16 protein-coding genes are annotated in these 25,945 nt (G+C 45.2%); 8 read left to right on the top strand and 8 right to left on the bottom strand.

The window, feature by feature from the left end; translation table 11 throughout:
• Window positions 1-494: 494 nt before the first annotated feature.
• Window positions 495-3,167 carry a glycoside hydrolase family 16 protein gene (locus AVL57_RS18465; protein WP_057795502.1) on the top strand — a complete coding sequence of 891 codons (2,673 nt, stop codon included), beginning with the start codon at window positions 495-497 and terminating at the stop codon, window positions 3,165-3,167.
• Window positions 3,168-3,233: 66 nt separating this feature from the next.
• Window positions 3,234-6,215: a TonB-dependent receptor gene (locus AVL57_RS18470; protein ID WP_057795501.1), complete on the top strand. Its 2,982-nt coding sequence runs from the start codon at window positions 3,234-3,236 to the stop codon at window positions 6,213-6,215.
• 178 nt (window positions 6,216-6,393) lie between these two features.
• Here AVL57_RS18470 and AVL57_RS18475 read toward each other — a convergent pair whose 3' ends face one another.
• Entirely contained in the window at window positions 6,394-7,713 is a 1,320-nt protein-coding gene (locus tag AVL57_RS18475) for an alpha/beta hydrolase family protein (RefSeq protein ID WP_057795499.1), read from the bottom strand.
• 537 nt (window positions 7,714-8,250) lie between these two features.
• Between AVL57_RS18475 and AVL57_RS18480 the strand changes: the two genes are divergently transcribed.
• Window positions 8,251-10,635, top strand: a complete 2,385-nt coding sequence (locus tag AVL57_RS18480; RefSeq protein WP_057795497.1) for a TonB-dependent receptor — start codon at window positions 8,251-8,253, stop codon at window positions 10,633-10,635.
• A gap of 110 nt (window positions 10,636-10,745) precedes the next feature.
• On the opposite strand, the gene AVL57_RS18485 is transcribed toward AVL57_RS18480, so the two are convergent.
• The 6 genes from AVL57_RS18485 to AVL57_RS18510 all read right to left on the bottom strand — a co-directional run bounded on the left by AVL57_RS18485 (window position 10,746) and on the right by AVL57_RS18510 (window position 18,330).
• Window positions 10,746-12,593, bottom strand: coding sequence for an ATP-binding cassette domain-containing protein (locus AVL57_RS18485; RefSeq protein WP_057795495.1), 1,848 nt, complete (start codon window positions 12,591-12,593; stop codon window positions 10,746-10,748).
• Window positions 12,590-14,230, bottom strand: coding sequence for an ABC transporter ATP-binding protein/permease (locus AVL57_RS18490; RefSeq protein ID WP_057795492.1), 1,641 nt, complete (start codon window positions 14,228-14,230; stop codon window positions 12,590-12,592). The genes AVL57_RS18485 and AVL57_RS18490 overlap by 4 nt, the downstream gene beginning before the upstream one ends.
• A gap of 145 nt (window positions 14,231-14,375) precedes the next feature.
• Window positions 14,376-14,489: a cytochrome bd-I oxidase subunit CydX gene (gene cydX / locus AVL57_RS18495; RefSeq protein WP_057795490.1), complete on the bottom strand. Its 114-nt coding sequence runs from the start codon at window positions 14,487-14,489 to the stop codon at window positions 14,376-14,378.
• 10 nt (window positions 14,490-14,499) lie between these two features.
• Window positions 14,500-15,636: a cytochrome d ubiquinol oxidase subunit II gene (gene cydB / locus AVL57_RS18500; RefSeq protein ID WP_057795488.1), complete on the bottom strand. Its 1,137-nt coding sequence runs from the start codon at window positions 15,634-15,636 to the stop codon at window positions 14,500-14,502.
• Entirely contained in the window at window positions 15,633-17,213 is a 1,581-nt protein-coding gene (locus tag AVL57_RS18505) for a cytochrome ubiquinol oxidase subunit I (RefSeq protein WP_057795486.1), read from the bottom strand. The genes cydB and AVL57_RS18505 overlap by 4 nt, the downstream gene beginning before the upstream one ends.
• Before the next feature lie 478 nt (window positions 17,214-17,691).
• The gene (locus tag AVL57_RS18510) at window positions 17,692-18,330 is read right to left on the bottom strand and encodes a Tll0287-like domain-containing protein (protein ID WP_232363262.1); all 639 of its coding nucleotides are present in this window, start codon (window positions 18,328-18,330) and stop codon (window positions 17,692-17,694) included.
• Between the two features lie 152 nt (window positions 18,331-18,482).
• On the opposite strand from AVL57_RS18510, the gene AVL57_RS18515 reads away from it, so the two are divergent.
• From AVL57_RS18515 to AVL57_RS18525, 3 genes are all read left to right on the top strand, one after another.
• Window positions 18,483-19,769: a sigma-54 interaction domain-containing protein gene (locus tag AVL57_RS18515; protein WP_232363261.1), complete on the top strand. Its 1,287-nt coding sequence runs from the start codon at window positions 18,483-18,485 to the stop codon at window positions 19,767-19,769.
• A gap of 77 nt (window positions 19,770-19,846) precedes the next feature.
• Window positions 19,847-20,275: a hypothetical protein gene (locus tag AVL57_RS18520; protein WP_057795484.1), complete on the top strand. Its 429-nt coding sequence runs from the start codon at window positions 19,847-19,849 to the stop codon at window positions 20,273-20,275.
• Between the two features lie 78 nt (window positions 20,276-20,353).
• Complete coding sequence (locus AVL57_RS18525; RefSeq protein WP_057795482.1) at window positions 20,354-22,447, top strand: TonB-dependent receptor; 2,094 nt, start codon at window positions 20,354-20,356, stop codon at window positions 22,445-22,447.
• Between the two features lie 140 nt (window positions 22,448-22,587).
• Here the strand turns inward: AVL57_RS18525 and AVL57_RS18530 are convergent, their stop codons facing one another.
• A complete protein-coding gene (locus AVL57_RS18530) occupies window positions 22,588-23,358 on the bottom strand; it encodes a sulfite exporter TauE/SafE family protein (protein WP_057795480.1) in 771 nt (256 codons plus the stop codon).
• A 251-nt stretch (window positions 23,359-23,609) separates the two neighbouring features.
• On the opposite strand from AVL57_RS18530, the gene AVL57_RS18535 reads away from it, so the two are divergent.
• Window positions 23,610-25,439 (top strand): Lnb N-terminal periplasmic domain-containing protein, encoded by a 1,830-nt coding sequence (locus tag AVL57_RS18535; protein WP_057795478.1) that lies wholly within the window; start codon window positions 23,610-23,612, stop codon window positions 25,437-25,439.
• A 22-nt stretch (window positions 25,440-25,461) separates the two neighbouring features.
• Entirely contained in the window at window positions 25,462-25,908 is a 447-nt protein-coding gene (locus tag AVL57_RS18540; protein WP_057795477.1) for a DUF3015 family protein, read from the top strand.
• The last annotated feature ends 37 nt before the right edge of the window (window positions 25,909-25,945 follow it).

A 25,945-nucleotide genomic window follows, 5' to 3' on the forward strand; every position in this document is an offset into this window, starting at 1 on the left:
AGCTGCCTTGCACGCATTCCACCTTCTATTAGAAAGACGAAAACGCATTTCAACACCTAATGCTTCTTAAAGTATCAAAGGCGCGTTAAGCACTGGCATGGACTACCTTCGCATTATGGTTTCATGGCGCAATATAGGTAATAAATTTCTGCCATTAACCTTCCGACTAATCAATTAACATTTTATTTTTATTCGCCAGAATACAAGGTTAATTTTTTGTACTAATTACAGCAATTTTGCTTTTATAAAAATAAAAACTATATTTTACAGTTAGTTGAAATAACACGTTGCATAGCCACACCCGCACCAAGTAAATCAAATGTTAAAAATATCAAAGAGTGTTGTTGATCTTTCAATTAACGTGCATTAATCTTATGTAAGCGCTTTCAAATAGAAAAATAACAAGCTCAAATGGAAGCGCTTACAAAACATAACTCGACGTGGCCAACGCGGCGTTTTAGATAACCATTTACTTAGCATTAGGGCTGAAGATAATGACTAAAAATGTAACTCAACTTTCTCGGATTGCTGCCGCGTTAACGGTCACAACTTTGGTTGGCTGTGGCGGTGGAGCAACCACTTCTACAGATATAGACGCCGTTGACACTAGCGCCCCTACCACAGGATGGGAACTAGTATGGAGCGACGAATTCGAAGACGCGACCATTAACGATAATAACTGGACTCACGAGGTTAACTGCGATGGCGGTGGCAACAACGAGGCTCAGTGCTATACCGATAGCGACGAAAACGCATTCATTAGTGATGGTGCATTAAGCATTGTTGCATTGCCCGCTGAAGAGGGTGCACAAAAGCCTTATACCTCAGCCCGCTTAATTACTCGTTACAAAGCAGACTTTAAATATGGCCGCATTGAAATGCGCGCTAAAATGCCTTCGGGTCAAGGCAGTTGGCCAGCATTTTGGATGATGCCTACCGACGAAGTGTATGGTGGCTGGCCCCGTTCTGGTGAAATTGATATTTTTGAAGCGGTTAACCTTAAAGCTGCCGATGCAGATGGCAATCCTGAAGCGCATATCTACGGCACCTTGCATTATGGTCAGGAATGGCCAAACAACGATAGCTCAGGCCAAGCCTATTCGCTGCCTGATGGCGCTAACCCCGCAGATGACTTTCATACCTACGCGATAGAATGGCAAGAAGGTGAAATTCGTTGGTATATGGACGATTACTTGTATGCCACTCAGCGTCGCTCTGAAGTACGTTATAACAGTAATGGCGAAGCTACAGGCTTGTCACATCGTGGTTGGTACACCGAGTACTTCGAACAAGGTACTGGTGAGCTAGTTACCCACTGGGATAACGCACCATACGATCAAGAGTTCTACCTCATTCTAAACCTAGCAGTAGGTGGAAACTGGCCTGAAGCGGTAAACGAAACGGGCATTGATGCCAGTGCATTTGAAAATGGCCAAAGCTTTGATATCGACTATGTTCGGGTTTACGAATGTGCCTCAAACCCAGATACAGGCGCAGGATGTGAAACCGTTCGCCCGGGCTACGACTCGCTAGACGATGCATTGGTAGAAGGAGCTGCCCCTATTCCTTCGCCGCCTTCAACAGGCATTGCAGAAAATCTTACTATTTTTGACGGCACCACTAACCCTAATTGGCCGGCATGGGATTGCTGCGGTGGTTCAACTCCTGCACTAGTGGAAGATAGTGCTGAAGGTCAGGTATATGAATTCAGCTTTGGTGCAGAACCTACTGTGATGGGCTTTATTAGCCGCGAGCTATTTATTACCGACCCCGCAGGTCAAGCATCCCCTTTCGATGCCTCACCTATGGAAGAAAACGGTAGCGTAAAATTCGACCTGAAGATGATGTCAGCGCCTAACGATACAGCCGCGAATTGGTCGTTTAAAATAGAAAGTAGCGAAGGCACTACTGCAGCTACATTGCCGCTAGCGGATGGCTATGTAGGTCCTAATGACACGGCTGGCGATACCCCTGAGCAAGGTGTATGGGAGTCATATGAGTTTCCATTAAGTGCACTAGCAGATGCGGGACTAGATACCAGCGCTATTGACGTAATTATGGTATTCCCCGATTGGGGTGCAGGCGATGGCGCCGTTTATCGTTTAGCAAATGTTGAAATTTCGCAAGAGTCTGCCTATCCAGAATTGGTGATATTCGAAGATGAAATGAACCCTGATTGGCCAATGTGGGATTGCTGTGGCGGTTCAACTCCTACCGAAGAAATCGACAATGAAGAACATGGTTTAACCGCCGAGTTCCGTATTGGCGCAGAACCTACTGTTATGGGCTTTATTACCCGTTCAGCTTCAGGCGGTGGCGACACGCCATTTGACGCATCTGCTTTAGCAGATGGCGGATTGCTACAATTCGATATGCGCGTTGTTAGCATGCCGAACAATGCAAGTGCCGATTGGTTATTTAAGATTGAGTCTAGCGACGGTGCCACTGCGGTTGAGTTACCTATCTCTGACAGCGTTGAAGGACAAGTGCCCGCTGCCGGTGAATGGCAAACTTACACCTTCCCTATTGCTGATTTACAAGCTGCTGGCCTAGACCTAAGCGCCATTGATGTAATTATGGTGTTCCCTGCGTGGGGCACAGGTGAAGGTGCAGTTTATCGCCTAGATAACGTGAAATTTTACCACCCAGATGGCGACACACCTGCGGCAACCGAGCTAACTCTGTTTGCCGATACAGCGGCTGATCAATGGTCTATTTGGGATTGCTGTGGCGGCTCTACGCCCACCGAAGAAGTCGATGATGCCGACCACGGCACAGTGGCTGAATTCCGTATTGGCGCAACACCTACTGTCATGGGCTTCCTTGCCGACGACGATGTTTACTTTGATGCCTCTTCGTTACTTTCAACAGGCGTAGTGCGCTTTGAAATGAAAGTAAGCTCGGCGCCTAACGATGCTTCCGCCCCTTGGTTATTTAAAATTGAGTCTGGCGATACATCAAGTGCTGTGGAGCTTCCAATTTCAGATAGCCTTGAAGGTACTGATCCAGTCACTGGCGAATGGCAAACCTATACCTTCCCACTTCAAACATTGTATGACGCTGGCTTAGACATCAGCGCTATCGATGTTGTGATGGTATTCCCAGCATGGGGTGTTGGTGAAGGTGCGGTATATCGTATAGATAATGCTGAAATTGCAGCGCAATAGCAAAGCTTCTGCCGCTTGCACACTCAAGCGGCAGCAATAAATTGATAAAGATTTAGTAGGTCAATTATGAAAAATACAACATTTAAAAAGACCCAGCTCGCCACATCAATGGCTTTGTTGTTGGGTTCAACTTTGGCATTTTCCACTTCTGCACAAGAAGTAGAAAGACCAGAAACTCAAACGTCAGAAACGGCTGCCGCAGACAACAGTGTACCGAGTGAAGTTGAAGTTATTCAAGTTAGCGGTATTCGTGGCAGTATGATTCGTTCAATGGACTTAAAGCGCAGTTCAAGCGGTGTTGTTGATGCTATATCGGCAGAGGAGCTAGGGAAATTTCCTGACACCAACTTAGCAGAGTCGTTACAGCGTATTACCGGTGTGACTATCAGCCGTTCTAACGGTGAAGGTAGCCAAATTACCGTACGTGGTTTTGGCCCAGAATTTAACTTGGTGACACTTAACGGTCGTCAAATGCCAGGTACAGGTTTCACCCGCTCATTTAACTTAGAGAACTTGTCTTCTGAAGGGGTTAGTACCCTCGAGCTACACAAAACAGCCCGTGCTGAAAACCCAAGTGGTGGGTTAGGTGCGACGGTAAATATCATTACCATGAAGCCGCTTTCTCGTCCTGGTCAACAAGCCTCGTTTTCAGCGAAGGGCATTTACGATACCTCTAATGTTGAAGGCGATGATGTAACACCAGAAATTGCTGGTGTTTACAGCAATACCTTCGTTGACGATATGTTTGGTTTTGGGGTGTCTTTCTCTCATCAAGAACGCGATTTCCAGCAACAAGCCGCCAGCGTACAAGGTTGGGTTTTGCAAGAAAACGCAGACCTACCAGATTTAGATGCTGCTAACGTTGTAGATAACCGAACCAATATCACTGATGCTGCATTCTTTGCAAAAGACATGAATTACAGTATTAACGATGTACAGCGCGAACGCTCAAATGGTCAAGTTACTTTTCAATTCCGCCCTGTCGATAATTTCACTGCAACCGTTGATTACACCGCTACCCGTGCCACTACTGGTACAAATACGGTTGGCTGGGGTATTTGGAATAACTTTGGCTCTAACATAAATGCCTATGAGTTAGATGCTAATGGTACCGCGATTTATGCTGATATTAGCGGCGACGATGCATCCTTTACTGCAAGCAGAAATACAACACGGGTTGATGCTCGCTCTTTGGGTATAAATTTAGATTGGGAATTAAATGACGACTGGTTTTTCACCCTTGATTACCACGACTCGTACAACGAAACAGACAATGGTTATGATGAAGGGCTAGGTAGTGCAGGCCAAGTTATTTTGGGTTCTGATCAGCTTATTTCTAAGGTATATGATTACCGTGAGGGCGAAATTCCACAGGTTTACGTTAACTGGAATAACGGCACCAACGAAATTAACCCAGGTGAAATTGATTCTAACTTCAGCCAGTTCATCTATTCTCCAGGCCGCTCTGACATTGAGCAGCTTCAATTAGATGGAACATGGTTCAACTCAGCCTTTGATATTCCATTGGTAAAAATTGATTTCGGTATTGCACGTACCGAGCAAACCCTAACAGGGTTTACGGCATGGAGTGGCTTGCGTGGCGGACCGGGCTTTAACCCTTCTTTCACCGAAATTTTTCCAGACGACATGTTTGTTAGAAACGATACTAGTGGCTTCCTAGATGCTTTCTCTGGTGGCGGCGCTAGCATGAACCCTGGCTATTATTACACCTTCGACCTTGATGAAGCTATTGCTCGTCAGCTCGCTTACCTTACCGCTGACGTGGTAGGTGAAAGCAATACTTACTCGATTGACCCTTATTTTAGTGGCGACCCGTCAGTGAGTAATGTTGAAGAGACTACCGACTCTATTTATGTACAATCAGAGTGGGAATTCGAAGTTAGCGATTATTATGTTCAAGTGAACGCTGGCCTGCGCTATGAAGAAACGGAAGTACCTAGTGCTGCCGAAGTTCGCGTGCCAACACAGGTCAATTGGGTAGCGGCATCTGAGTGGATAACCCAATTTGAGGCTGACTTACAGCTTCAAGACTTCACGGGTGAGTACGATGTACTGTTACCGATGTTAGATATTAAAGTAGACGTGACCGACGACGTAGTCGCCCGTTTCTCTTGGGGTAAATCGATTACCCGTGCACCTATCGGTCTACTACAAGGCGGCCGTTCGTTCAGTGGAAGTCCTAAAATAGGTTCTCGTACGGCAACAGAAGGCAATACAAGCTTGAAGCCTTACGAATCAACTAACTTAGACCTTTCGTTTGAATGGTATTACGACGAAGCGAGTTACGCGTCTCTTGGTTTATTCAGAAAGTCAGTTAAGAACTATATTTCGTACTCAGCGTCGGAAGAAACCTTTGAAGGCTTGAATGATATTTACCAAGGCCCTCGTTGGAACGAAGCTGTATCGGCACTTGAAGCGGCAGGCGTGCAAGCCACTGACAGTGCTATCTATGGATACTTTGTAGATAACGGCTATGCTGATGCTGATGGGGTAGTTACTCCTAACGCCGATGACCCTTTAATTACTTGGCGTGTAACCAAACCTCGTAACCTAAGCGATACGCGCACAGTTGAAGGTATTGAGTTGGCAGTTCAACATACCTTCGGTGATACTGGCTTTGGTGTAGGTGCCAACGCGACGTTTGTAGATGGCGATGTGAAGTATGACCCTTACGATTTAAGCTCTGAGCAAAACCCGCTTGTGGGTATTAGTGATTCGGCTAACTTCCAAGTCTTTTATGAAAAAGAAGGCTTATCTGTGAAGGTGACTTATGCATGGCGTTCTGACTACGTAGTGGGAATTGGTCAAGCGCAAGGGTCTGCAGATAACCCAGCCACCCAGTTCGATACTTATGGGCAGGTTGATGCCAGCGTGAACTACGATGTGAACGAAAACCTCACCGTGTTCCTTGAAGGCGTGAACATTAACGATGAAACTGAACAAGGTTACGGACGTTTTGAAGAACAGTTCTTATTTGCTCGTCAATATGGTCCTCGCTACACCTTTGGTGCGCGCTACACCTTCTAATGTTGTAGGCCCTAAAACAGTAGTTAAGAGCCGACGTTAAAAGCTGTACTTAGAAGCTAAAATTAAAACACTAGCTAGAAAAAATAAAAGCGGCGTAGAATTAACCTCTACGCCGCTTTTTTGTAACTGCTTTTTCACGCTAGCGACTTCAGAGCCGACGTATAAAACCTCTAAAGTGCTATTGCGCTGCTGGCAGTTGCTCTAACCTCAATCCTTTGGCAGTACGATGTGGGAAACCTTCCCAATACGTATGTTCTACCTTCGGTTTTCCGTCGTCACCCATAGCCCACACGCCGTCATTTGATACCGCTACTAGGTCTAAATAAGCTTGCATATCACTATCATTTTTAAGGTATTTACCTAACCATGCGGTAACAAAGTGCTGTGCAATGTTATTCATACGAGCGTTATCCCACACCGCGTCGATATAGTGTGAGCTGACATCAAAACCTAGTGCTTCATCAAATACGAAAGACTCTTCAGGCGCTGGCATAACTGCACCTGCATTGTGGTTTGCGTTGTCGTAGGTTAGCAAGGTGCGATCTACGTTTTTTGCACCTTCCCAAATAGCGCGCACGCCGTTTTTATACCCTGACACATCATCTTGTGAGCCTGCAACAAGCATCATAGGAATAGCCACGCTGTCTAAATTAAACATGCGATAGTTCATGCCCCAAGGCGCAAAGCCAATGATGGTTTTAACACGAGAGTCGACCTTGTCTCTAATGCCAGTTTGATGGCGAGCTAAAGTACCAAATGGCGCACTCAGTTTACTATTTACCGCTTGTTCGGTAATGCCGGCTCCCGCGTTGATTACCGCACCGTAGCCACCCATAGAATAACCAATAATACCTGTGTTACTCGCATCGGCTAATTGATACAAAAATGAACCTTCATCTTTCGCCATGGTTTCAATTTGTGATAGCACGAAAAGCTGATCGACAGAGCGGTTCACTAACGTAGATGCAAAGGCCGCTTGTGTACGATAGGTAGAGTCGGTGTGGTCAATCGATACCACTACATAGCCTTTAGAAGCGATATTTTCCGCTAAATGCGCTAATAAAAAACGGTTACCGGGATATCCATGAGATACCAATACTAATGGAAAGGCTTTTTTCGTTTCTAAAGGCGCAGCATCTCTTACCGCTTTACCATGCAATTCAACCTGCTGTTTGCCATCGCGAATAAATGCGTTTAACACTGTATTGCCAGTACTACCCTGCTCTGCCGGATACCAAACCTCTAGAGTTAGTGGGCGGTCATAAGTAGGAAGTGGGTTTGGCTTAGCCTTAGTAGCATCAAGAGCAAGAATATCAATCTGCTTAGGGTTGACCACCTCAAGCTTGCGAACCCCAATAGCATACTCGCCATAGGCTGAAAGTGCTGGTGCATCAGAGCGTTGAGTATCAATTCTATTCTCTGCATAACTGCCTGTCGCACTACCTATGCATAACACAATACATAGGCCTTTAAACAAAATACTTTTACTAACACCCATACCTAACTTCCTTCCATACATTTTGATATTCCTAGTTAAATCAATAATTATGCTCACATAACTGTGACACTTTAGGGATAGCATTAAAAGCACATTAACCAAATTACCTATTAAATTTGGCCCACCCTACTTTCATGCCTCTACAACCCCTAAATTTACCGGTCTAATGCAAGACAAACCAGCAGCCTTATTGTTATAAACTTGTATAAATAAAACATATAACGACTATTCACGAACTAACAAAATCCACCACCAACAAACTTAAACCCATAAATAACATACACTTAACCAAAAAAAATTAAATTCAAACTGACTTTGCAGCCACTAAAGACTTAATTAACAAAAAGATTGCAATTGATTTACTTTTTGGTTAAATTTTGACTATCTTCTGTCTTATATAAGACAAATGAGCAAGACAAAAAGATAAACAGGCATTACGCGTTAACTACAACGTAAGCGAAATTGAAGAGAAGACCGTCGGACACACGGCAAATATAACTGGACTAAACCCATAAAAAAGAATTCGTGGAGAACACCATGTTACTAAGACCTAGCACACTACATTCAAGTATTACTCGGGCATTAGCCATTGGTACTTGTATGACCATTGGCTTTGCTGCCAGCGCACAAGAAGCAGAACCTGCTGAGCCTAAAGGGCTCGAAAAAATAACCGTTACCTCACAAAAGCGTGTAGAAAGCTTAAATGAAGTGCCGGTTGCGGTTTCTGTTTTACGCGAAGACCAAATTAACGCTGCATTTTCTAACAACATTGAAGGTCTACAAGCATTAGTACCATCGGTCAGTTTCCGAAAAGGTAACACCACTCGGAACTCCGCCATTACCGTTCGTGGTATTGGGACTATTTCATTTAGTGTGGCTGCTGAGCCGAGTGTCTCTACAGTAGTAGACGGCGTTGTGTTAGGTCGTTCAGGCCAAGCATTCGTAGATTTATACGACCTTGAACGCATTGAAGTATTACGTGGCCCGCAGGGTACCTTGTTTGGTAAAAATGCGTCTGCCGGTGTGGTTAACATTACTACTAAACGCCCTTCTGATGAATTTGAAGGCACTGCGGAAGTATCCTTGTTTCAAGACAATGAATACCGTTTAAAAACCAGTGTATCTGGTGCGTTAAACGATAATGTAAACGGTAGCCTAACCGTACTTAAATCACAGTTCGACGGCTATATTAAAAACGTTTATAACAATGAAATGACCAACGGCTACGATAAAGAAGGCGTTCGTGCCATGCTTGATATCGAAGCGGGTAACGACACTGATGTTCTTTTCATCTTTGAAAACGTGAAATCTGATGACAGCTGTTGTGCCGATTTAGAACTTACACCAAGTAACCGTCACCCTGATTCTGAAGCACTACCTAACAGTACTGGTAATGGTGACTTAGATTTAGAACAGCGCCTTATTGATCATGACTTTGAAACTCGCACATTAGATGAAACCACAGGTTTCTCTGTTCAAGTTGACACCATGTTTGGTGACCATCAGTTCACTTCAATTACGGCTTACCGCGATTGGGACAATACAGAATTCCGTGAAGGTGACTTCACATCAACAGCAGGCACACGTCCTTTCCCTGTGTTTGGCGAACCGTTCCAGTTACATGATATTGGCGCACAAAACTGGAAACAAACCTCACAAGAATTCCGCATTGCATCGCCTGTGGGTGAGGCATTCGATTATCAAGTGGGGGCTTTCTGGTGGACCCAAAAATCTGAGCGTAACTTTACCCGTGATGCAAGTTGTCAAAATAACGATACCCAATTCCCTAAGGCTATCAGCGCATACTTAACCGACACCTTCGGCATTGCAGACCCAACTGACGATCAAGTGAATCAGTACATTGCTGATGAAGGCCTAAGCTGTAACTCAAACGATATTGTAAGCGCAACGGCTTACATGGAAACGCAGTTTGATAACTGGGCGTTATTCGCTGATGGTAAATACCATATTAATGACGATTTACGTCTACTATTCGGTATTCGTTATACTGATGACGAAGTAAGCTACTCACATAACCGCAGCAGTAATGACCAATACAGTCGTACTGGTGTAGGTGTACGTAGCTTCGATACAGACTACAGCGGTAAGACTGATGAAACAAATGTATCGGGCAAGTTGGGCGCGCAGTATGACTTAACCGACAACAGCATGACGTATTTTACCTTCTCACAAGGTTATAAAGGCCCTGCGTTTAACGTGTTCTACAACATGTCAGACAAAGATACCTTACCTATTGGTGAAGAAACATCAGATGCCTATGAGTTGGGGTATAAATACGCAGGCCGTAGCGTAATCTTTAACGCCGCTATCTTTAGGACTGATATTGACGGTTTCCAAGCAAATAACTCAGAGTTACTTGACTCAGTTACTATCACTCGCTTAACCAACGCAGGGTCGGTAACCACCCAAGGTTTCGAGTTTGACTTCATGTGGCAAGCAACAGATAACCTATCGTTAACTGGTGGTTTATCGAAAGTAGATGCTGAAGTAGATGAGTTCTTATGCCCAGTAACCGATACCGATACCGAGTGTACTGGTAGTTCAGGCGCTGATTTACCTTTCTCTCCAGACCTAAAATACTCTGTAACCGGTGAGTACATTTGGGAAATGGACAACATGGACATCATTTTAAACGGCTCGTACGTTTACACTGATGAAATGTTCGTGGGTGCACCTGGTGCATTTGCCGAAGAAAACGACCCGGCAGTATTACCTGACTACGCTATTGTGAATGCAAGCTTAGCGTTTTCGTTCCAAGATGATGACTACCGCATCAGCCTTATCGGTAAGAACTTAACTGACGAAAGCTATGTAACCACCTACAGCGGCGATAACTTCCGTTATCAAATCCCTCGTGATGCAGACCGTTACTTCGGTGTGCAGCTACGCGCTAAGTTCTAAAAACAAGTTATACATGTGTGTTTAAGGCGCCTATACGGCGCCTTTTTTTTGTTCGCTTTTCACCCTTTGGGCCCAGTTATTAAGAGTGTGCATACCTTTCAACTGGGGTCTTATTTCCTTCGCGGCTTAAAACCAAAAGCCGTGTTGCGCTCGTGGTGTTGCAGCTCTGCCAAAGCCTGTTGCTGCTGTTCACTAGGCGTTAGCGTTGTGCAATTCGGCGACGTTACCTGCCATCCACCTTCGCCAACCGTGTTTTGGTGGGCATGATCTATTTGGTTAAGGCTTAGTTGGTTGTGTCTTGGTTGGCTATAACTTAGCTGGGTGCCATTTGGTTGAGTATGAAGACTGGGGTGAGATTTATTCTGATAACCTTTTTCATCAAGCGAGAAGGTTGTATTAGGTTGAAGGGCCGCAGGAACAACATGGGTAGCAACAATGACTAACCGCGAATGCGCACTTTCATTAATGACCTCGGCGACGCGCTGCTGTGCTTCGTAGTCTAGCCCTTCAAAAGGTTCATCAATTAACAACACATCGGGCATCGCTAATAAGGCTCTGGCCAATGCTAAACGCTTACCTTCACCGCCAGATAACGCCCTTCCTCCTTTACCAACCCATTCAGCCAAGGTAGTAAGGTGCTGCAAACCAACCCGGGCTAAAACATTGTGCATAGCATCTTCGCTTATTCCAGACGCTGCCGGATCTAAATTGAGTTTAATAGTACCGGCCAAAATGATGGGGTGCTGTTCAACATAAAGCCATTTTTCTAGCATGCCTTGCGGGGTGGCAACATTGTCTATAGAGCGTCGACCGTCAAAAGGAAGGAGCCCGCATATTGCTTGTAGTACGCTCGACTTACCGCACCCCGAATAGCCTTTAATCACATTCAGCCCTAATGCCTCAAACTGCATATTGACCGCTGGTAGGTTTCTTTCTTTAGCGATAAAACCCGTTAAAGAAAGTGACATGCTGGGTTTATGGGCATTTAGTAAGGGCAAAGACTGGGTGTGCATTGCGTGTAGCTCTGCCTTGCTATGTCGCCACTTAGCGAACTTCACGACACTGCTGAAAGTGGCGCTCGCCCAGTCCGGTGCAGCCAATAGCACCATTGGCGTAATGAGTGCTAGCGGAACAAAATAGGCTGCCGTATTGGCAGTAAAAACAACCAGCGCCACTAAAGTGAACACGCCACCTTGGAACAGCCACATAGCTTTAGACACTAGTGCCTGCTCTTTTAGTTGTGCATCTTGTACGCGATGAGTAGAGGGTGCATTAAACAAGCCCTTTACCGTTTTTGACTTAAGGTGCCATAAACTACTTGCTTGAAAAAACGTCGCGCTTTGTTGCCGAAATTCAAGCTCTGCCTCAGCCGAACCAGCCACGGCTTTCAGTCCGTAAACCGCAGTAACAACACTAATTACCAACCACACTATGGCTAGGGCTATGAAAAAACCATAACCTGGCATATTCATGAAATACCCCGTGAGCAACAAGCCTGTCATTAGCAGCATAACCGAGGCTAATGGAGAAACCCACGCAATAAAAGCTGAGGCAAGTTGCTCAGTGTGGTTCGCGAGCGCTTCAACTGTCCATGCTTTGCTTTCAAGGCGTTTTGCCGCTAATTGCTCAAACACAGCTAACCGTGCTTTGGCAATTCGGGTTAATAAATCCTTGTGTCCTAGCCACATGGTGGTGTAACCAGAAGCGATACGAAGTAGTGCGAGCCCACGAATCACCACCGCAGGGATCACGTAGTTAAACCCTAAAGGGGCTATTGCGCTAATGGCAATAAACCAAGATGAAATGATAAGAATACTCAAACCCGCTATACCATGAAGCAAGGCTAAGCCCAGCGCGCCATACGCTGCTATTGACGTCTGCTCGGTGAGTGACGAAGACGCTTTTGATGCAGCTATACCTTGCGCAGATACAGCAGGCTGTAACGGTTTGGATTTCATTTCACTGTTACCTCGCCTTCTGCAATATGCCAATGCGCATCAAACCAGTGCGCTGGCAGCAACTTATGCGACGCCCAAACAACCGTTTTGCCTTGTGTAACGCGCGCAATAAGTTGTGAAAGACGATGGTGTTGTTCATCGGGAATATGCGCGGTGGGCTCATCTAGCAACCAAATATCAGGGTCTCTTAGTAGACCGCGCGCCAACGCAAGCCGCTGCGCTTCGCCACCGGAGAGGCTAGGGTACTCGGTCATCAAGGTATCTAGACCATCAGGCAGTGACGAAAGCCAATCGGCTAGCTCAACTGAACTTAGCACCTCGCACAACGCACTATCGCTATAGTGGGCATCAAGTAAAAGGTTGTCTCTCACGCTGCCAGGTAAAACAACTGGAGTTTGACTCACCCATACGCAGTTTCCGTCAAAGCTGTGAGAAGCGTTGCGATGACCCGCTAAGGCCTCTAGCAATACTGTTTTACCACTACCAGAAACGCCGTTTAAGCGAATGTGGTCTCCTGCTGCAATTTTAAGGTGGTTGGCACTAAGCAGGTTAGAGACACGAAAATCTTGCGCATCAAACCCCGAAAACGGTTTGTTCTTCACTCCCCTCTTTTTTACTTCCCCTTTCTTTGCCGTCTCATCGTCATTCAATGTATTAAACAACGAAAATAAACACTCGCTGGCCGCCTCAGCTTCGGCTTTTTGGTGATAAACCTGCCCAAGCTTTTTCATTTCGCTTAAAATTAACGGTACCGTTAATAACACCCACAGCCCTTGCTGCAAGGAAATATCCGGGCCCAAGCTAAGTTCGCCTAATAATGAAAACCCGATGAATACCGCGACTAAGGCTACCGATAAGGTGGCAAAAAAATCCAATACTGACGATGACAAAAAGGCGACACCCACCACCCGCATGGTGCGTTGATTGAGTTGTTCGCTGGCATTATTAAGTAGCCGCATCTGAGTATTATGCGCACGATAGCTCGCCATTAAAGGCAGTGCGTTGAGCCTATCGGTAAAAAGCCCGCCTAGTCGCTCAAGCGCTACGAAGTGCTTACGATGTAAGCTGGCGGCTCCTTTCCCCACAACGATCATAAATAAAGGAACAACAGGGAGTGCGATAGCTAACCCCACACCTATTACGGGGTTAACGTAAAAAATAACCACTAACGCCATCAAAGGGACAAGTACAGCAACATATTGCTGTACGCGATAATCGAAAGCCCAATTGGCGATAGAGCGAATGTGCTTCACCCAAAGTGTTTGCCAGTAAAAAAGCGAATGCTGACGAATGAGGGCATGCTGTTGCTCGGCGAAAATAAGTTGTAACTTTTGCTCCATAGCCTGCACCAACTGGCTCTTACATGACAATGTAAGCGTATTTACCAACCCTTGCGCTAACCAACTTATAAACAGCGCAACGGATAAACCTATAATATGGAATTGGCTTGCTTTATGGGTATCTACTACCCATTCATGAATAGCATGAGCGAAAAAATAGAACGCGAAAATAAGAGAAAAAAGAGACACACACTTCACTAAAGTGATTATCAAAACCTGTCTTCGCACGCCAAGCTTATGCGTGTTATCAAGGTGATTAAACCCAGCTTGCAATGTCTGTCTGTTTAACTTTTTCATTTACTCTATCGCACTGTCTTTCGGTCACAAATACGGTTCAAAAAAATCGGTTTAAATGGCGGGTCAAATCAGGCAACGAGCATTAAAAGCGTTAGCTCGTTGCCATTTGCGTTTTAACTACGCCATAAATATTGCTATTACTTAGCTATTCGGCGTCTTCAGGGCGGTCCATGTCTTCGGTAGACTCAAGCCACATAGCGTTTAAAATACCCAAAGAACACGCCAGCAATACGCCGAGGATCCAAGTGAAATACCACATATGCTACTCCTTAATAAATAGTGTGAGACTGGTCTAAATCGCTATTTTTAACTCGCCCACGCATCACATAGTAGCCATACGCGGTATAGCACAAGATGATAGGCACAAAGATGCAAGCCACAATGAACATGATATTTAGGGTTAAGTGACTAGAAGTGGCATCCCATACCGTTAGGCTAGCTTCTGGCATAGTGATACTGGGCATTAAGAACGGAAACATTGAAAAGCCCGCGGTTAGAATAACGCCAGTAATCAGTAGTGCACTTGAAACAAATGCCATTCCTGCATTCCCTTTACGGGAAAACATCGCACATGCAAGCCCTGCTACTACGCCTAAAACAGGCGCAAAAACCATCCAAGGATATCGCGAGTAATTAGACATCCATGCACCGGCTTCAATAGCGACTTCTTTTTTCATTGGGTTCGAGGTGGCTAAGGTATCTACGGTAGAGGTAATGACGAAACCGTCTAATCCAAATGCTACCCACGCACCGGCAATGAGAAACAAGGCTACTGCCACTAAACTCAATATGAAAGATGTGACACGAGCTCTGGCTTCAATGAAGCCATCTGTTTTCATTTGTAACCAGGTAGCTCCGTGGTTAAGCAAGATAGCCACTGACAACAACCCAGAAACAAGTGCGAACGGTGTAAGCAGACCAAAGAAAGAGCCTGTGTAAGTTGATTTAAGCGTGTTGTCGAATTCAAACGGTACACCTAGTAACAAATTACCAAACGCCACGCCAAAAATAAGCGCAGGAATGAAACCACCAGCAAACAAAGCCCAATCCCATGCTTTTCGCCACTGCGAATTCGGCAACTTACTGCGATAATCAAACCCAATTGGGCGCATCCACAGTGCAATTAGCGTTAGCGCTAGGGCTAAATAGAAGCCAGAGAAGGCGGTAGCATAGATCATCGGCCACGCGGCAAAAATGGCACCACCTGCCGTGATGAACCACACTTGGTTTCCATCCCAATGCGGCCCAATAGTATTAATCATTACGCGACGTTCTTTGTCTGTTTTACCAATTATGGTCAGTAGTGAACCTACGCCTAAATCGAACCCATCCGTTACCGCGAAACCAATGAGCAGAACACCGATAAGGCACCACCAGGCTACGCGAAGAAATTCATAATCAATCATGCGTTTGCTCCTTTAGCATCAAAGTCGATAAGGTCATCGTCTTCATTCGTCGTGTGATCTTCAGGAGGCACTGGCCCTTTTTTGGCGAATTTTTTCATTAAGTAAAAGGCCACAATGAACATCACTGTGTAAAACGCTGAATACGCAACTAACGTGGTGACAATGTCTGAGATAGACAGATTAGATGTTGATGCATGCACTGGCAGAATCTCTGCAATAGACCAAGGCTGGCGACCAAATTCAGCCACAAACCAACCGGCTTCACACGCAACCCAAGGTAGCGGCAAGCTATACAATGACGCTTTCAACAACCAGCGAGGCTGGGTTATTTTATGTCTAGTACTGTAATAGAAGGCAGCTAAGAACACGGCTAACATAATAAAGCCTGATGCCACCATTAAGCGGAAACTCCAAAATAAAGGGGCAACTTTAGGAATACTGTAATCTACCGCTTTTTGTAAGGCCGCTTCCGAAGGCTGTGTAACATCATCCGTAAATGGCTCTAACAGCATGGCATAGCCCATATTATCTTTGTGTGCTTCAAACAGCGCGCGTTCGTCTGATGAAGCGGTTCCATCTCGAACACTATCTAGCAACGCGTACGCTTTGATACCATCAAGGATACGTAAACGATTCTCAGCTTTGATATCTTTTAAGCCTTTAACTTCCTCGGTAAGTGAACGAGTAGCAATAATGCCCATCGCCCAAGGAATTTGAAGTGCGTATTCGGTTTCTTCTTTTTCATCGTTGGGAATACCGAATACGGTAAAAGGCGCAGGTGCTGGATGAGTGTCATACTCCGCTTCAACAGCAGCCAATTTTACTTTTTGCACTTCACCTAATTCGTAACCACTTTCATCACCAAGCACAATAACTGACAAGGTAGCGGCTAGGCCGAAGCTAGCAGCAATAGCGAAAGACCGACGGGCAAATGCGATATGCTTGTGGTTAAGTAGGTAATAACTAGAAATAGCCAATACAAACATAGCACCGGTTACATAGCCGGCTGAAACGGTATGCACAAACTTAACTTGCGCTACAGGGTTAAATATAACCTCAGCAAAGCTTGTCATTTCCATGCGCATGGCTTCAAAGTTAAATTCTGCGCCTACGGGATATTGCATCCAACCATTCGCAATGAGTATCCATAGTGCTGAGAAATTAGAACCAATAGCCACTAACCATGTGGTCATTAAATGTCTTCCCTTCGACATTTTGTCCCAGCCAAAGAAAAATAACCCAACGAAGGTTGATTCTAGGAAGAACGCCATCAAACCTTCAATAGCCAGCGGCGCCCCAAAAATGTCCCCAACATAGTGAGAATAGTACGACCAATTCATCCCGAACTGGAACTCCATAGTGAGGCCGGTAGCCACACCAATGGCGAAATTAATACCAAACAACTTTCCCCAAAACTGAGTCATCTGTTTGTAAATTTCTTTGCCTGTCATCACATAAACGGATTCCATAATGGCAAGCATGAAACTCAACCCTAAGGTTAAGGGCACAAATATAAAGTGGAACATTGCAGTTAGCGCAAATTGCCACCGCGATAGTTCGACTAACGTATCGCTCATGGGTTTTCTCCCTAGTTAAAAACAGTACGGCAAGCCGCTAAAAATTCTATTTAAATCAACAACCTTAATTAAAAGTCCGCACCGTAAGACTTATACTTCTGTATGAGGTTTAGCAAGCTTTGCGCCACCTAAGGCACCACTACACCTAACCTCTGATTTTCCCTACTGTGCGGCGCAATTATTCCATTAAGTCGAATCAGCCGCGTTGATCCATCTCAAACAAGATGAGAGGAAAATATGCCAAAAATGACAATTAGCGCCATTTTTGACATAAAAGTTAAATTAAATGATAGGTGGAGAACAGAGCGTGGGCCTTTGTAAAAAACACTGCTAAAAAACAAGAGAGGAAAGACAATAGAAGAAAGTGAAAATGATAGGAGTTAGGGAATAAGCGGTAGGAAATAGGGGATAGGGAACAGGAGATAAAAAGATACAACGGATGGCGATAGAGACCCGTTGCACCTTCTTAAAATAAAAGCTATTCGGCTGAATAGGTAAGCGTGAAAGCACCTCTTAAACTGCCAGGAGTAAAGCCCGTTGCGGTATCTTCTGGGTATTTTTCTTTAATGATATCAATGACAGCAGGTGCCACATTGTTACCATGGCACGCCGTACACACTTGCCCTGTAACAATCGCTGACATATAGCGAAATTCGCCCGTTTCCTCATTCCACTGCGATGCTTCTAGCGGCATAGACAATTGCTTAGATAAGGCGTTTGCAAACTCATGCAATTGGGTTTCCTCCCACGCATCAGGTTTGTTGCCTTGATTACGTACACGAAGTGCTGTGCGCCCTACCGTCCAACCATCCTTCTTGAGCGCTTCTGCAATAGGCCCAGCAGCCACATAGCACTCCTCTACCCCGGCTTCTAAACCACCTTTTGAAATGGCTTGTTTAAGCCTAGCTTTTAGCGCACCACCTAATGCTTTGGCGTTACTACGTGCTTGGTTTAGCTTATCTTCGGGGCCTGCCAGGGTGGTTTCAGTTGCGTGTTGTGTCGCTATGCTGTCTTGCGGCTGCGGCATTTCAGCCGCTAGCGCGGTTGATAGTACGATTAATAGTGAAGCCGATAAAAAGAATCCACTTATTACAACAGCCGTTAATCTCATTTTCATATTCTTTTCCTCAATGGGGAGCATTACCTACCAACATACGTACAAGGCGCGTGCCAATGTGATACCTTAAACCTAGATTAGTTATCTTTCGGGTATAGACTATGCGCATACGTTATTCATACCCAACCCGTATCGCTAGGTGAAGCTGTTACATGAATATCTCGATTGTTCAGGCAATGATAGATGCCATCGATAAACCCGCTATTTTCATTAATCATCAATATGTAATAGAAGCGGTTAATCAGCCTTATCGTAATACCTATCCTGTGGACATTTTTCCGGGGAAAAGCCAGTGCTTTAAAGTGTCCCACGGGAATACCAAACCTTGTGATCAATGCGGCGAGAGTTGCCCTATACAGCAATGCAAAGACACCGGCCGAGCAGCAAGCGTAGTACATATTCATACCACCAATAGCGGCCAAAGCTACTGTGATATTCTCATGCGCCCGGTGCACGATGCTAACGGCGACCTGCTTGGCTACTTAGAAATATTGGATAAACTCGCGTTTGCCTCTAATTACCCTACCAAGGGAAAAATGATAGGTGAATCTGCCGCCTTCAAAGCCATGCTGAATAAAATTAACCGAGCTGCAAAATCCGATATAGCCGTGTTACTTCAAGGAGAAACAGGTACAGGTAAAGAGCTGGTTTCTCATGCCCTACACACCAGCAGCCACCGCGCCGAAAAGCCTTTTGTTGTAATAGAGTGTACGGGGTTAGCTGATTCACTTTTTGAGTCTGAATTATTCGGCTATGAGAAAGGCGCTTTTACCGGCGCGCAGTCAAACAAGAAAGGGTTGGTTGATGCCGCCCAAGGCGGAACGCTATTTTTTGACGAAATTGGCGACGTGCCCCTTACCATGCAGGTTAAGTTACTGCGGCTGCTTGAAACTCAAACCTACCGCCCAGTAGGAAGCGTTCAAGTTAAAAAGGCCGATTTTCGTTTAGTGTGCGCGACGCATAAAGACTTAAAGTCCTTAGTGGAAAAAGGCGAATTTAGACAAGATCTCTACTACCGAATTGCGGGCTTCCCTATACATCTTCCGCCGCTTCGCGAGCGCCAAAGCGATATTGCTATGCTGTGCAGCCATATGTTGCACGAACTGCCCTCGAAAAAGCGCTTACACAAATCCACTATTGAAGTGCTAAGCCATTACACCTACCCAGGTAACATTCGGGAGCTTAAAAATATTGTAGAGCAAGCGTATTTGTTGGCAGATGAAAATGTTATTTATCCAACCGACTTACCCGAGTTAATCAGCGAGCCCACGACTCATAGTAACGCGAGCATTGTTACTCTGGAAGCTGCTGAAGCTAAGTACCTTGAAGAGGTGGTAGCAAAGCACGAAGGCAGTATAGATTCCCTTGCAGTAGCTCTGGGTGTCAGCCAACGGACCTTATACCGTAAACTTCAAGCGCTAGGGTTAAAGGTTAAATAGCTCGCAGCAAAAAGCCCTTTCAACATCCTATATTTAACGTATTATTAAATAAGTTCCGGTAGAAAAAGAATACTGCTTTGCCATTGAAGTCATTATTTACACTGCTAGTATGCTTAACCCTGCTATTGCAAAACGCAATGGCTTTGGGGCTTGCGGCCGTTTCAATGGAAAAGGCGCAGCGATTTACTACCGAGTTTAATGACAGCAGCAACGATATAGAACTGATTTGTACCGGCAATACCATGCGCTGGATATCATTAAGCGCGACTGAACATGCTGGTGAGTTTGTTTATGTTAGTGTAGATATCAGCAAGATACCGGTAGTACACATCGACTGTACCAATAGCCTGCTTTCTGACTTACCCAACGCCGTCACGGCGCCTGATTTTTCACTTCCTTTAATCACCCTTGTTCGTTTTAACAACCTTGCTACTGCAATTGCACAGCGCCCCTACACGGCATACGCCTACGCAACTGGGCTCTCCCGCGCTCCACCTCTTTCATAGTTTCACCATTACACTTTATTTATAACGCGCTTTTATCAGCTTTATCGCTGACGTTGTTTAATTAAAAATGGACTAATTATGAAAAAAACAGCCATTGCACTAGCAGTATGTACTGCTGGTTTTTCCCCTTTTTTGTATGCTCAAGACACCGCTTCAACCGAAGTTATTACCGTTATTGGCGAGCCACTAACCCTTACCAATAATGCACGAGTTTCTGCCTCTACCAATACCGAAGCTGACTATGGCGACCAACTTGCTACGCTACCCGGCGTGACTATTTCTCGAAATGGTCCGGTGACAGGGTTAATACAATATCGCGGCCTATACGGTGACAGAGTAGGCGTGACTATTGATGGGGTTGATATCGCGGGCGCTGGCCCTAATGCCATGGATTCCCCGCTTTCGCATGTATTACCTGAACCTGGCCTTCAGGCCGTATTGTATCGCGGAATAGTGCCGATAAGCGCAGGAGTTGAAACCTTAGGCGGTAAACTAGACATTCGTGCTGACGCTCAGCACTTATTTTCTCAAGCCAATGGCCTGCAGTTTAATGCTAGCGCCAGTGCGTATTCTCCCGGCAATGCACAACAGTACCAAGCCAATGCTTTTTACGGCGCGGCCAATGGTTTTATCAGCGGCGCATTCACCCACCAACAGCGTGACGAGCGCGAGGCTGGTTCTAACGATGCAGGCTCAAGCATTGCCATCCCTAATTCTCAGTATCAAAGAAACGGCGGAAAGCTTCGCGCGGGTTATAGTTGGGGCAAGCATAGCCTAGATGTCAGCTATCAAGCGCTGAATACTAACGACAGTGGCACTGCGGCGCTTGCGATGGATATCGCCTTCATAGATGCTGCCTGGTATCGCTTAGGTTATCGATATCAAGCCGATGACGAGCGCATGTTGAAGGTAAGTGTGTTTGGGAATAGTAATCAGCACGCCATGGATAATTTTTCACAGCGCGCGGTTTCAATGGCTAGTATGGCCAGGCAAAACGACGCCGACTCTGTCGGTCAGGGTGTAGAGGCGACCTATGTTACCCCTGCCCTTGATGGTGAGCTTGAAGTAGGTTTTAGCCATTTACACAGCCGAAATAATTCGGTTATTACCAACCCAAATAACAGCGCTTTTTACATTAACAACTACACCGATATTACCCGCGATACCTTCAGTGGCTTTACCGAGTGGCATCGTGTGACCAATAGCGCTGACTATTTAATTGGCCTTCGCTATACCCAAATTGACATGGATGCCGATGCGATAGGCTCTAACATGGTTATGATGAACGATGCGGTAGCCACGCTCGCGTCAAACTTCAACAATGCCGAACGTAGTGAAACCTACAATATGCTAGATGCAACGGCCACCATCCAAATACCCGTTAGCGACACGGTGACGGTATTTACGGGTGTATCGCAAAAGAACCGTGCGCCCAACTATTACGAACGTTACACCTGGTTACCATTAGGCATTACAGGTGGCATGGCTGACGGGTTCAATTATATTGGTAATCTGGAACTTGATAATGAAACCGCTCGCCAGATTGAATTTGGTATCAGCTACAGCGAAAATGATTGGACCGTTTCACCCCGGCTTTATTACCAAGACATAGAAAACTACATTGCTGGCACACCGAGCAGTAATGCGGCTGCTATTATGTTCTCGACTATGATGGGATCAGATACGCCGTTTCAATGGATCAATACAGACGCTGTTATTAAAGGACTAGACGTGACGATTAACGGTAAGCTAGCTGACAACCTGCTTCTAACGTCTACAGCAAGTTTGAGCCATGGTAATAGAGACGACATAGACGATGCGCTATTTCGTATTGCACCTGAGCAATTGACGACGCGTATAGAGTGGCAAAGCGAGTTTATGCAATCCCCACTTATGTTGTCGGTCACCTCGCATTTAGTGGGCGCACAAAATCATACCTCTGCCTTACAAAACGAAAGTAGTACAGCAGGTTACGGGCTTATACATTTGGGGGCACGCTGGCAGTTTACTCAAACCTTTAGCGTGTCGGCACAGCTTCAAAATGCGCTTGATAAGTACTACACCGCTCATACAGCGGGGGTTAACCGCGTATCAGGTGCCGATATTGCGGTAGGGGATAAATTACCGGGTACAGGTAGGGAATGGCAGGTATCAGCGAGCTACCGCTTTTAAATTCCGCTACGCGCTAGCCCTCACAATTAGCGGGTTAGCGTGAAAAATAGAATAACAAGCATAAAGAGAAAAAGGCGCGAGCATGTGCCTTTTTCTCTCACCCGGCGAATTCATACAGAAAAACTAACGAATAAGTTGGCCTACACTAAATCAGACATTGCCTGCACAATTAAGCGGATTGCTAATAAGGTAACGATAACTTTAAACAGCACGAGAAATTTATCGGCTGGAATTTTCTTGAGTACTTTTAGCCCCACGTAAGTCCCCACGGCACCACTTATAATCATGGCAAAAATTAATCCTAACCATTGAAAAAAGGAGAACCCTACAAAGGTAAACACAAACGCTTTTAAACCATGTTGAAAGGTAAGGCACGAGGCCATGGTGGCGGTTATCTGCATTTTATTGTAATTGTTCCGATGCACAAATGCGGCAACTAGCGGCCCAGTAGCGCCAACAAACATGGAGATTAACGTGGTAACTAACCCTGCTAAACTTCGCCCTACAGGTTGCATTTCTTGCGCCTTCGGTTTGCTGCCCCACACCAAAAATAAGATAAAACCCGCCACAGCAAATTGAATAACCACTAAAGGCAATTGCACCACAATAAACGTCGCCACCACAGCCCCTAACAGCGCCCCAAATGAAAAGAACTTCACCATGGACCAGTCAATATACCGAAAGGTCATTAACGCTCGGTTGCCGTTAGAACCTAGCTGTACTAAGCCATGCACAGGAATAAGTGCAGAAACTGGCAAGCTTCCCGCCATTACCGCAATAAGCAAAACACCGCCGCCAATCCCAAAGGTGGCAGTTATTAAGGACGTGATGGTAGAGGTGGTAATCAACACGGCTGCGGTAGTTAATGAAATAGCACCATCAGCGGTTAGCCAATAAGTAATGAGATCCAAGCACAGCCCCTTTTCGGTTTATTCATTTGTATTGGCCCCAGCGTAAACAAGTTGAAGACAGCGTATTACAGCTTGTCTTTTCTGAAGACAAATTTAAGGCACCTAGTAGCAATTCGTAACAAATTATCTGTTATTTGAACTTGTATATGCACTTTAGCGCAGGCATATTCTGCAATCTTCACTGCGCAACGAAACGGTATGTCTCTACATCGTTGATGCGAATTTACATGGATTTAGTTTAGGAAGTGACGTTGTATTCCTTTTTCACCCGTTGTTGCATTATATTTTTTTGTACCGTAACGCTAGCTTACGCTAACAATGCGCCTCAAAATATAAATAACCTTGCATCGCACAGCGTGTGGAAACAGTTATTACATACTGAACAAACAGCGGTAACACTTAACCACAATAACAGTAACTTCTATTTAGCCGAAAATGGCTTTGAAGATCCACTTTCAGAACTTGAAGCAACTATTCGCGCCTTTTCGCAAACCCCAAAACGCCAATGCCAATTTCCCGCACGTAAGCGTTTTATCGAAAAACATATACCCTCAATTAGCTTCCCTGACGTGGCATGCCCAAAGTATCAAGAATACTTAAATACGTTCTCTACTCACAGCGCCAGCCTAATTTTTGCTTCCGGTTACTTAGGTAACCCAGCGTCGATGTTTGGCCATGTATTTTTAAAGTTTAATGGTGAGTCGGCAGATGGATTACTCGATAACACCTTCTCTTACGGGGCCAAAGTGCCCGATAATGAAAACAAGTTGGTTTACATTACCAAAGGCATCTTAGGCGGCTATCAAGGCAAGTTCTCTAACCAGCAATACCATCATCATCATTTAACCTACAGCGAAACCGAGCTTCGCGATATGTGGGAATATAAACTTGCCCTATCGCAACACGATATTCAATTTCTGCTCGCCCATTTATGGGAGCTAGAAAATGCCACCATGACCTATTACTTCTTTGAGCAGAACTGTGCCTATCAATTGGCAAAGTTACTCAGCTTAGTTTTTGATGAACCCCTGATTGCCCCTAACAAGGTATGGGTAATGCCGTTTGATTTAGTGGTAATGATGCAGCGTCATCAGAGCAGCCGGCCCATGTTTAATGAAGTCATCTACCATGGTTCGCGTCAGCAAACACTTTACGATCGCTGGCAGCAACTCACGGACAAAGAACAGCAAACTTTATTGCAAATATTAAAAAGTGAACCTGAAGACACACAAGCTAAGCTTACTGCTTTAGGTGGCGCATCGGCAATACGGGTTATTGATACCCTCTACGACTATTTTGCTTTTATAGAACAAAAAGAAGACGACCTCACCACTATACAACAAGCACAAAAGCGGCAAGCCATGATAAAACGGTTTGCTATGGCACCCGTTAAACCAAACTGGAAAAGCGTAGATAGACGCCCTCCTCATGAAGCACAAGATACCACGCGTATTGGTCTTGGTTTATACGACACACCATCAGGCGACGTGGCGGGAGAGTTGAACTTTAGGGCCAATTATTACGATCTGCTCACGCTGAATGCGGGGCGAATTCCTTACTCTGAGCTAACCACCTTTAATCTTCGTCTTCGTTACCTAGAGGGTGAAGGGTTGGCAGTAAAAGAGTTTACGCCGGTACGAATTATTAACCTTAATGCGTCTGAATCTGGATTGCCACTTGATAGCAATTGGGCTTGGAAACTGGCCTTTGGCTACAGAGAACAGGCTAACAACTGTACCCACTGCGGCGCAGGTTATATCGATAGTTTTATTGGGAAGTCTTGGGCCTTTCATCACAACCTTGTAGGTTATGCCGCGCTCAGCACTTCTATTACCAGCTCTAATCTGAATGGCGGCTTTATCGCTGTGGGTTCAGAAGTGGGAGGCGTAGCACATGTTACGTCTGAAATAGCAATGTCATTGGCAGTAGGACAACAATGGTTTGTGAACCAGCCATCGAAGGATCAACATTACCTCTCTATTACCGCGCGATATTCAATTAATCAGCGCTGGGATGTGAGAGCCAATATTGATAACAAGCATGGTACTGACTTCGGCTTGCTCATTTCACATTATTACTAATAACAATCAGAGGAATATAACAATGTTTAAAAAACTAACGCTTGCTGCACTTCTTACGACTACTGCCATTGCTGGAAACGTATCGGCTGACGACAACATCAACCCGTGGAAACACTGTGGTATTGGCGCGGCTATTTTTGATGACAATGGCACAGCTGCTGCCATTTCAAACATCATTTGGGATTTAGGTACGACTGCGGTTTCTTCAAAAGTATCATCTGCTGATTCTTGTGAAGGTAAAATGGCTACTGCGGCGGTATTCATTCAAAATAACTTTAACAACGTTATTGAAGAAACTAGCCAAGGTTCTGGCGCGCATCTAACGGCAATGCTTGATATTTTAGACGTAAACGAAGCGGCACGTGCTGATGTTGTTACTGCTGTTCGTGCTGAAATGGCGCTATCAGTTGCAGCAAATGAAGCAACTAGCCCAGAAGCTTTCTACAACGCAGTTGTAGCAAACATCTAATTGAATGGGCAGTGGCTAAATTGCCGCTTGCGGGAAT

This window comes from Alteromonas stellipolaris (assembly GCF_001562115.1).
Classification (GTDB): Bacteria; Pseudomonadota; Gammaproteobacteria; order Enterobacterales; family Alteromonadaceae; genus Alteromonas; species Alteromonas stellipolaris.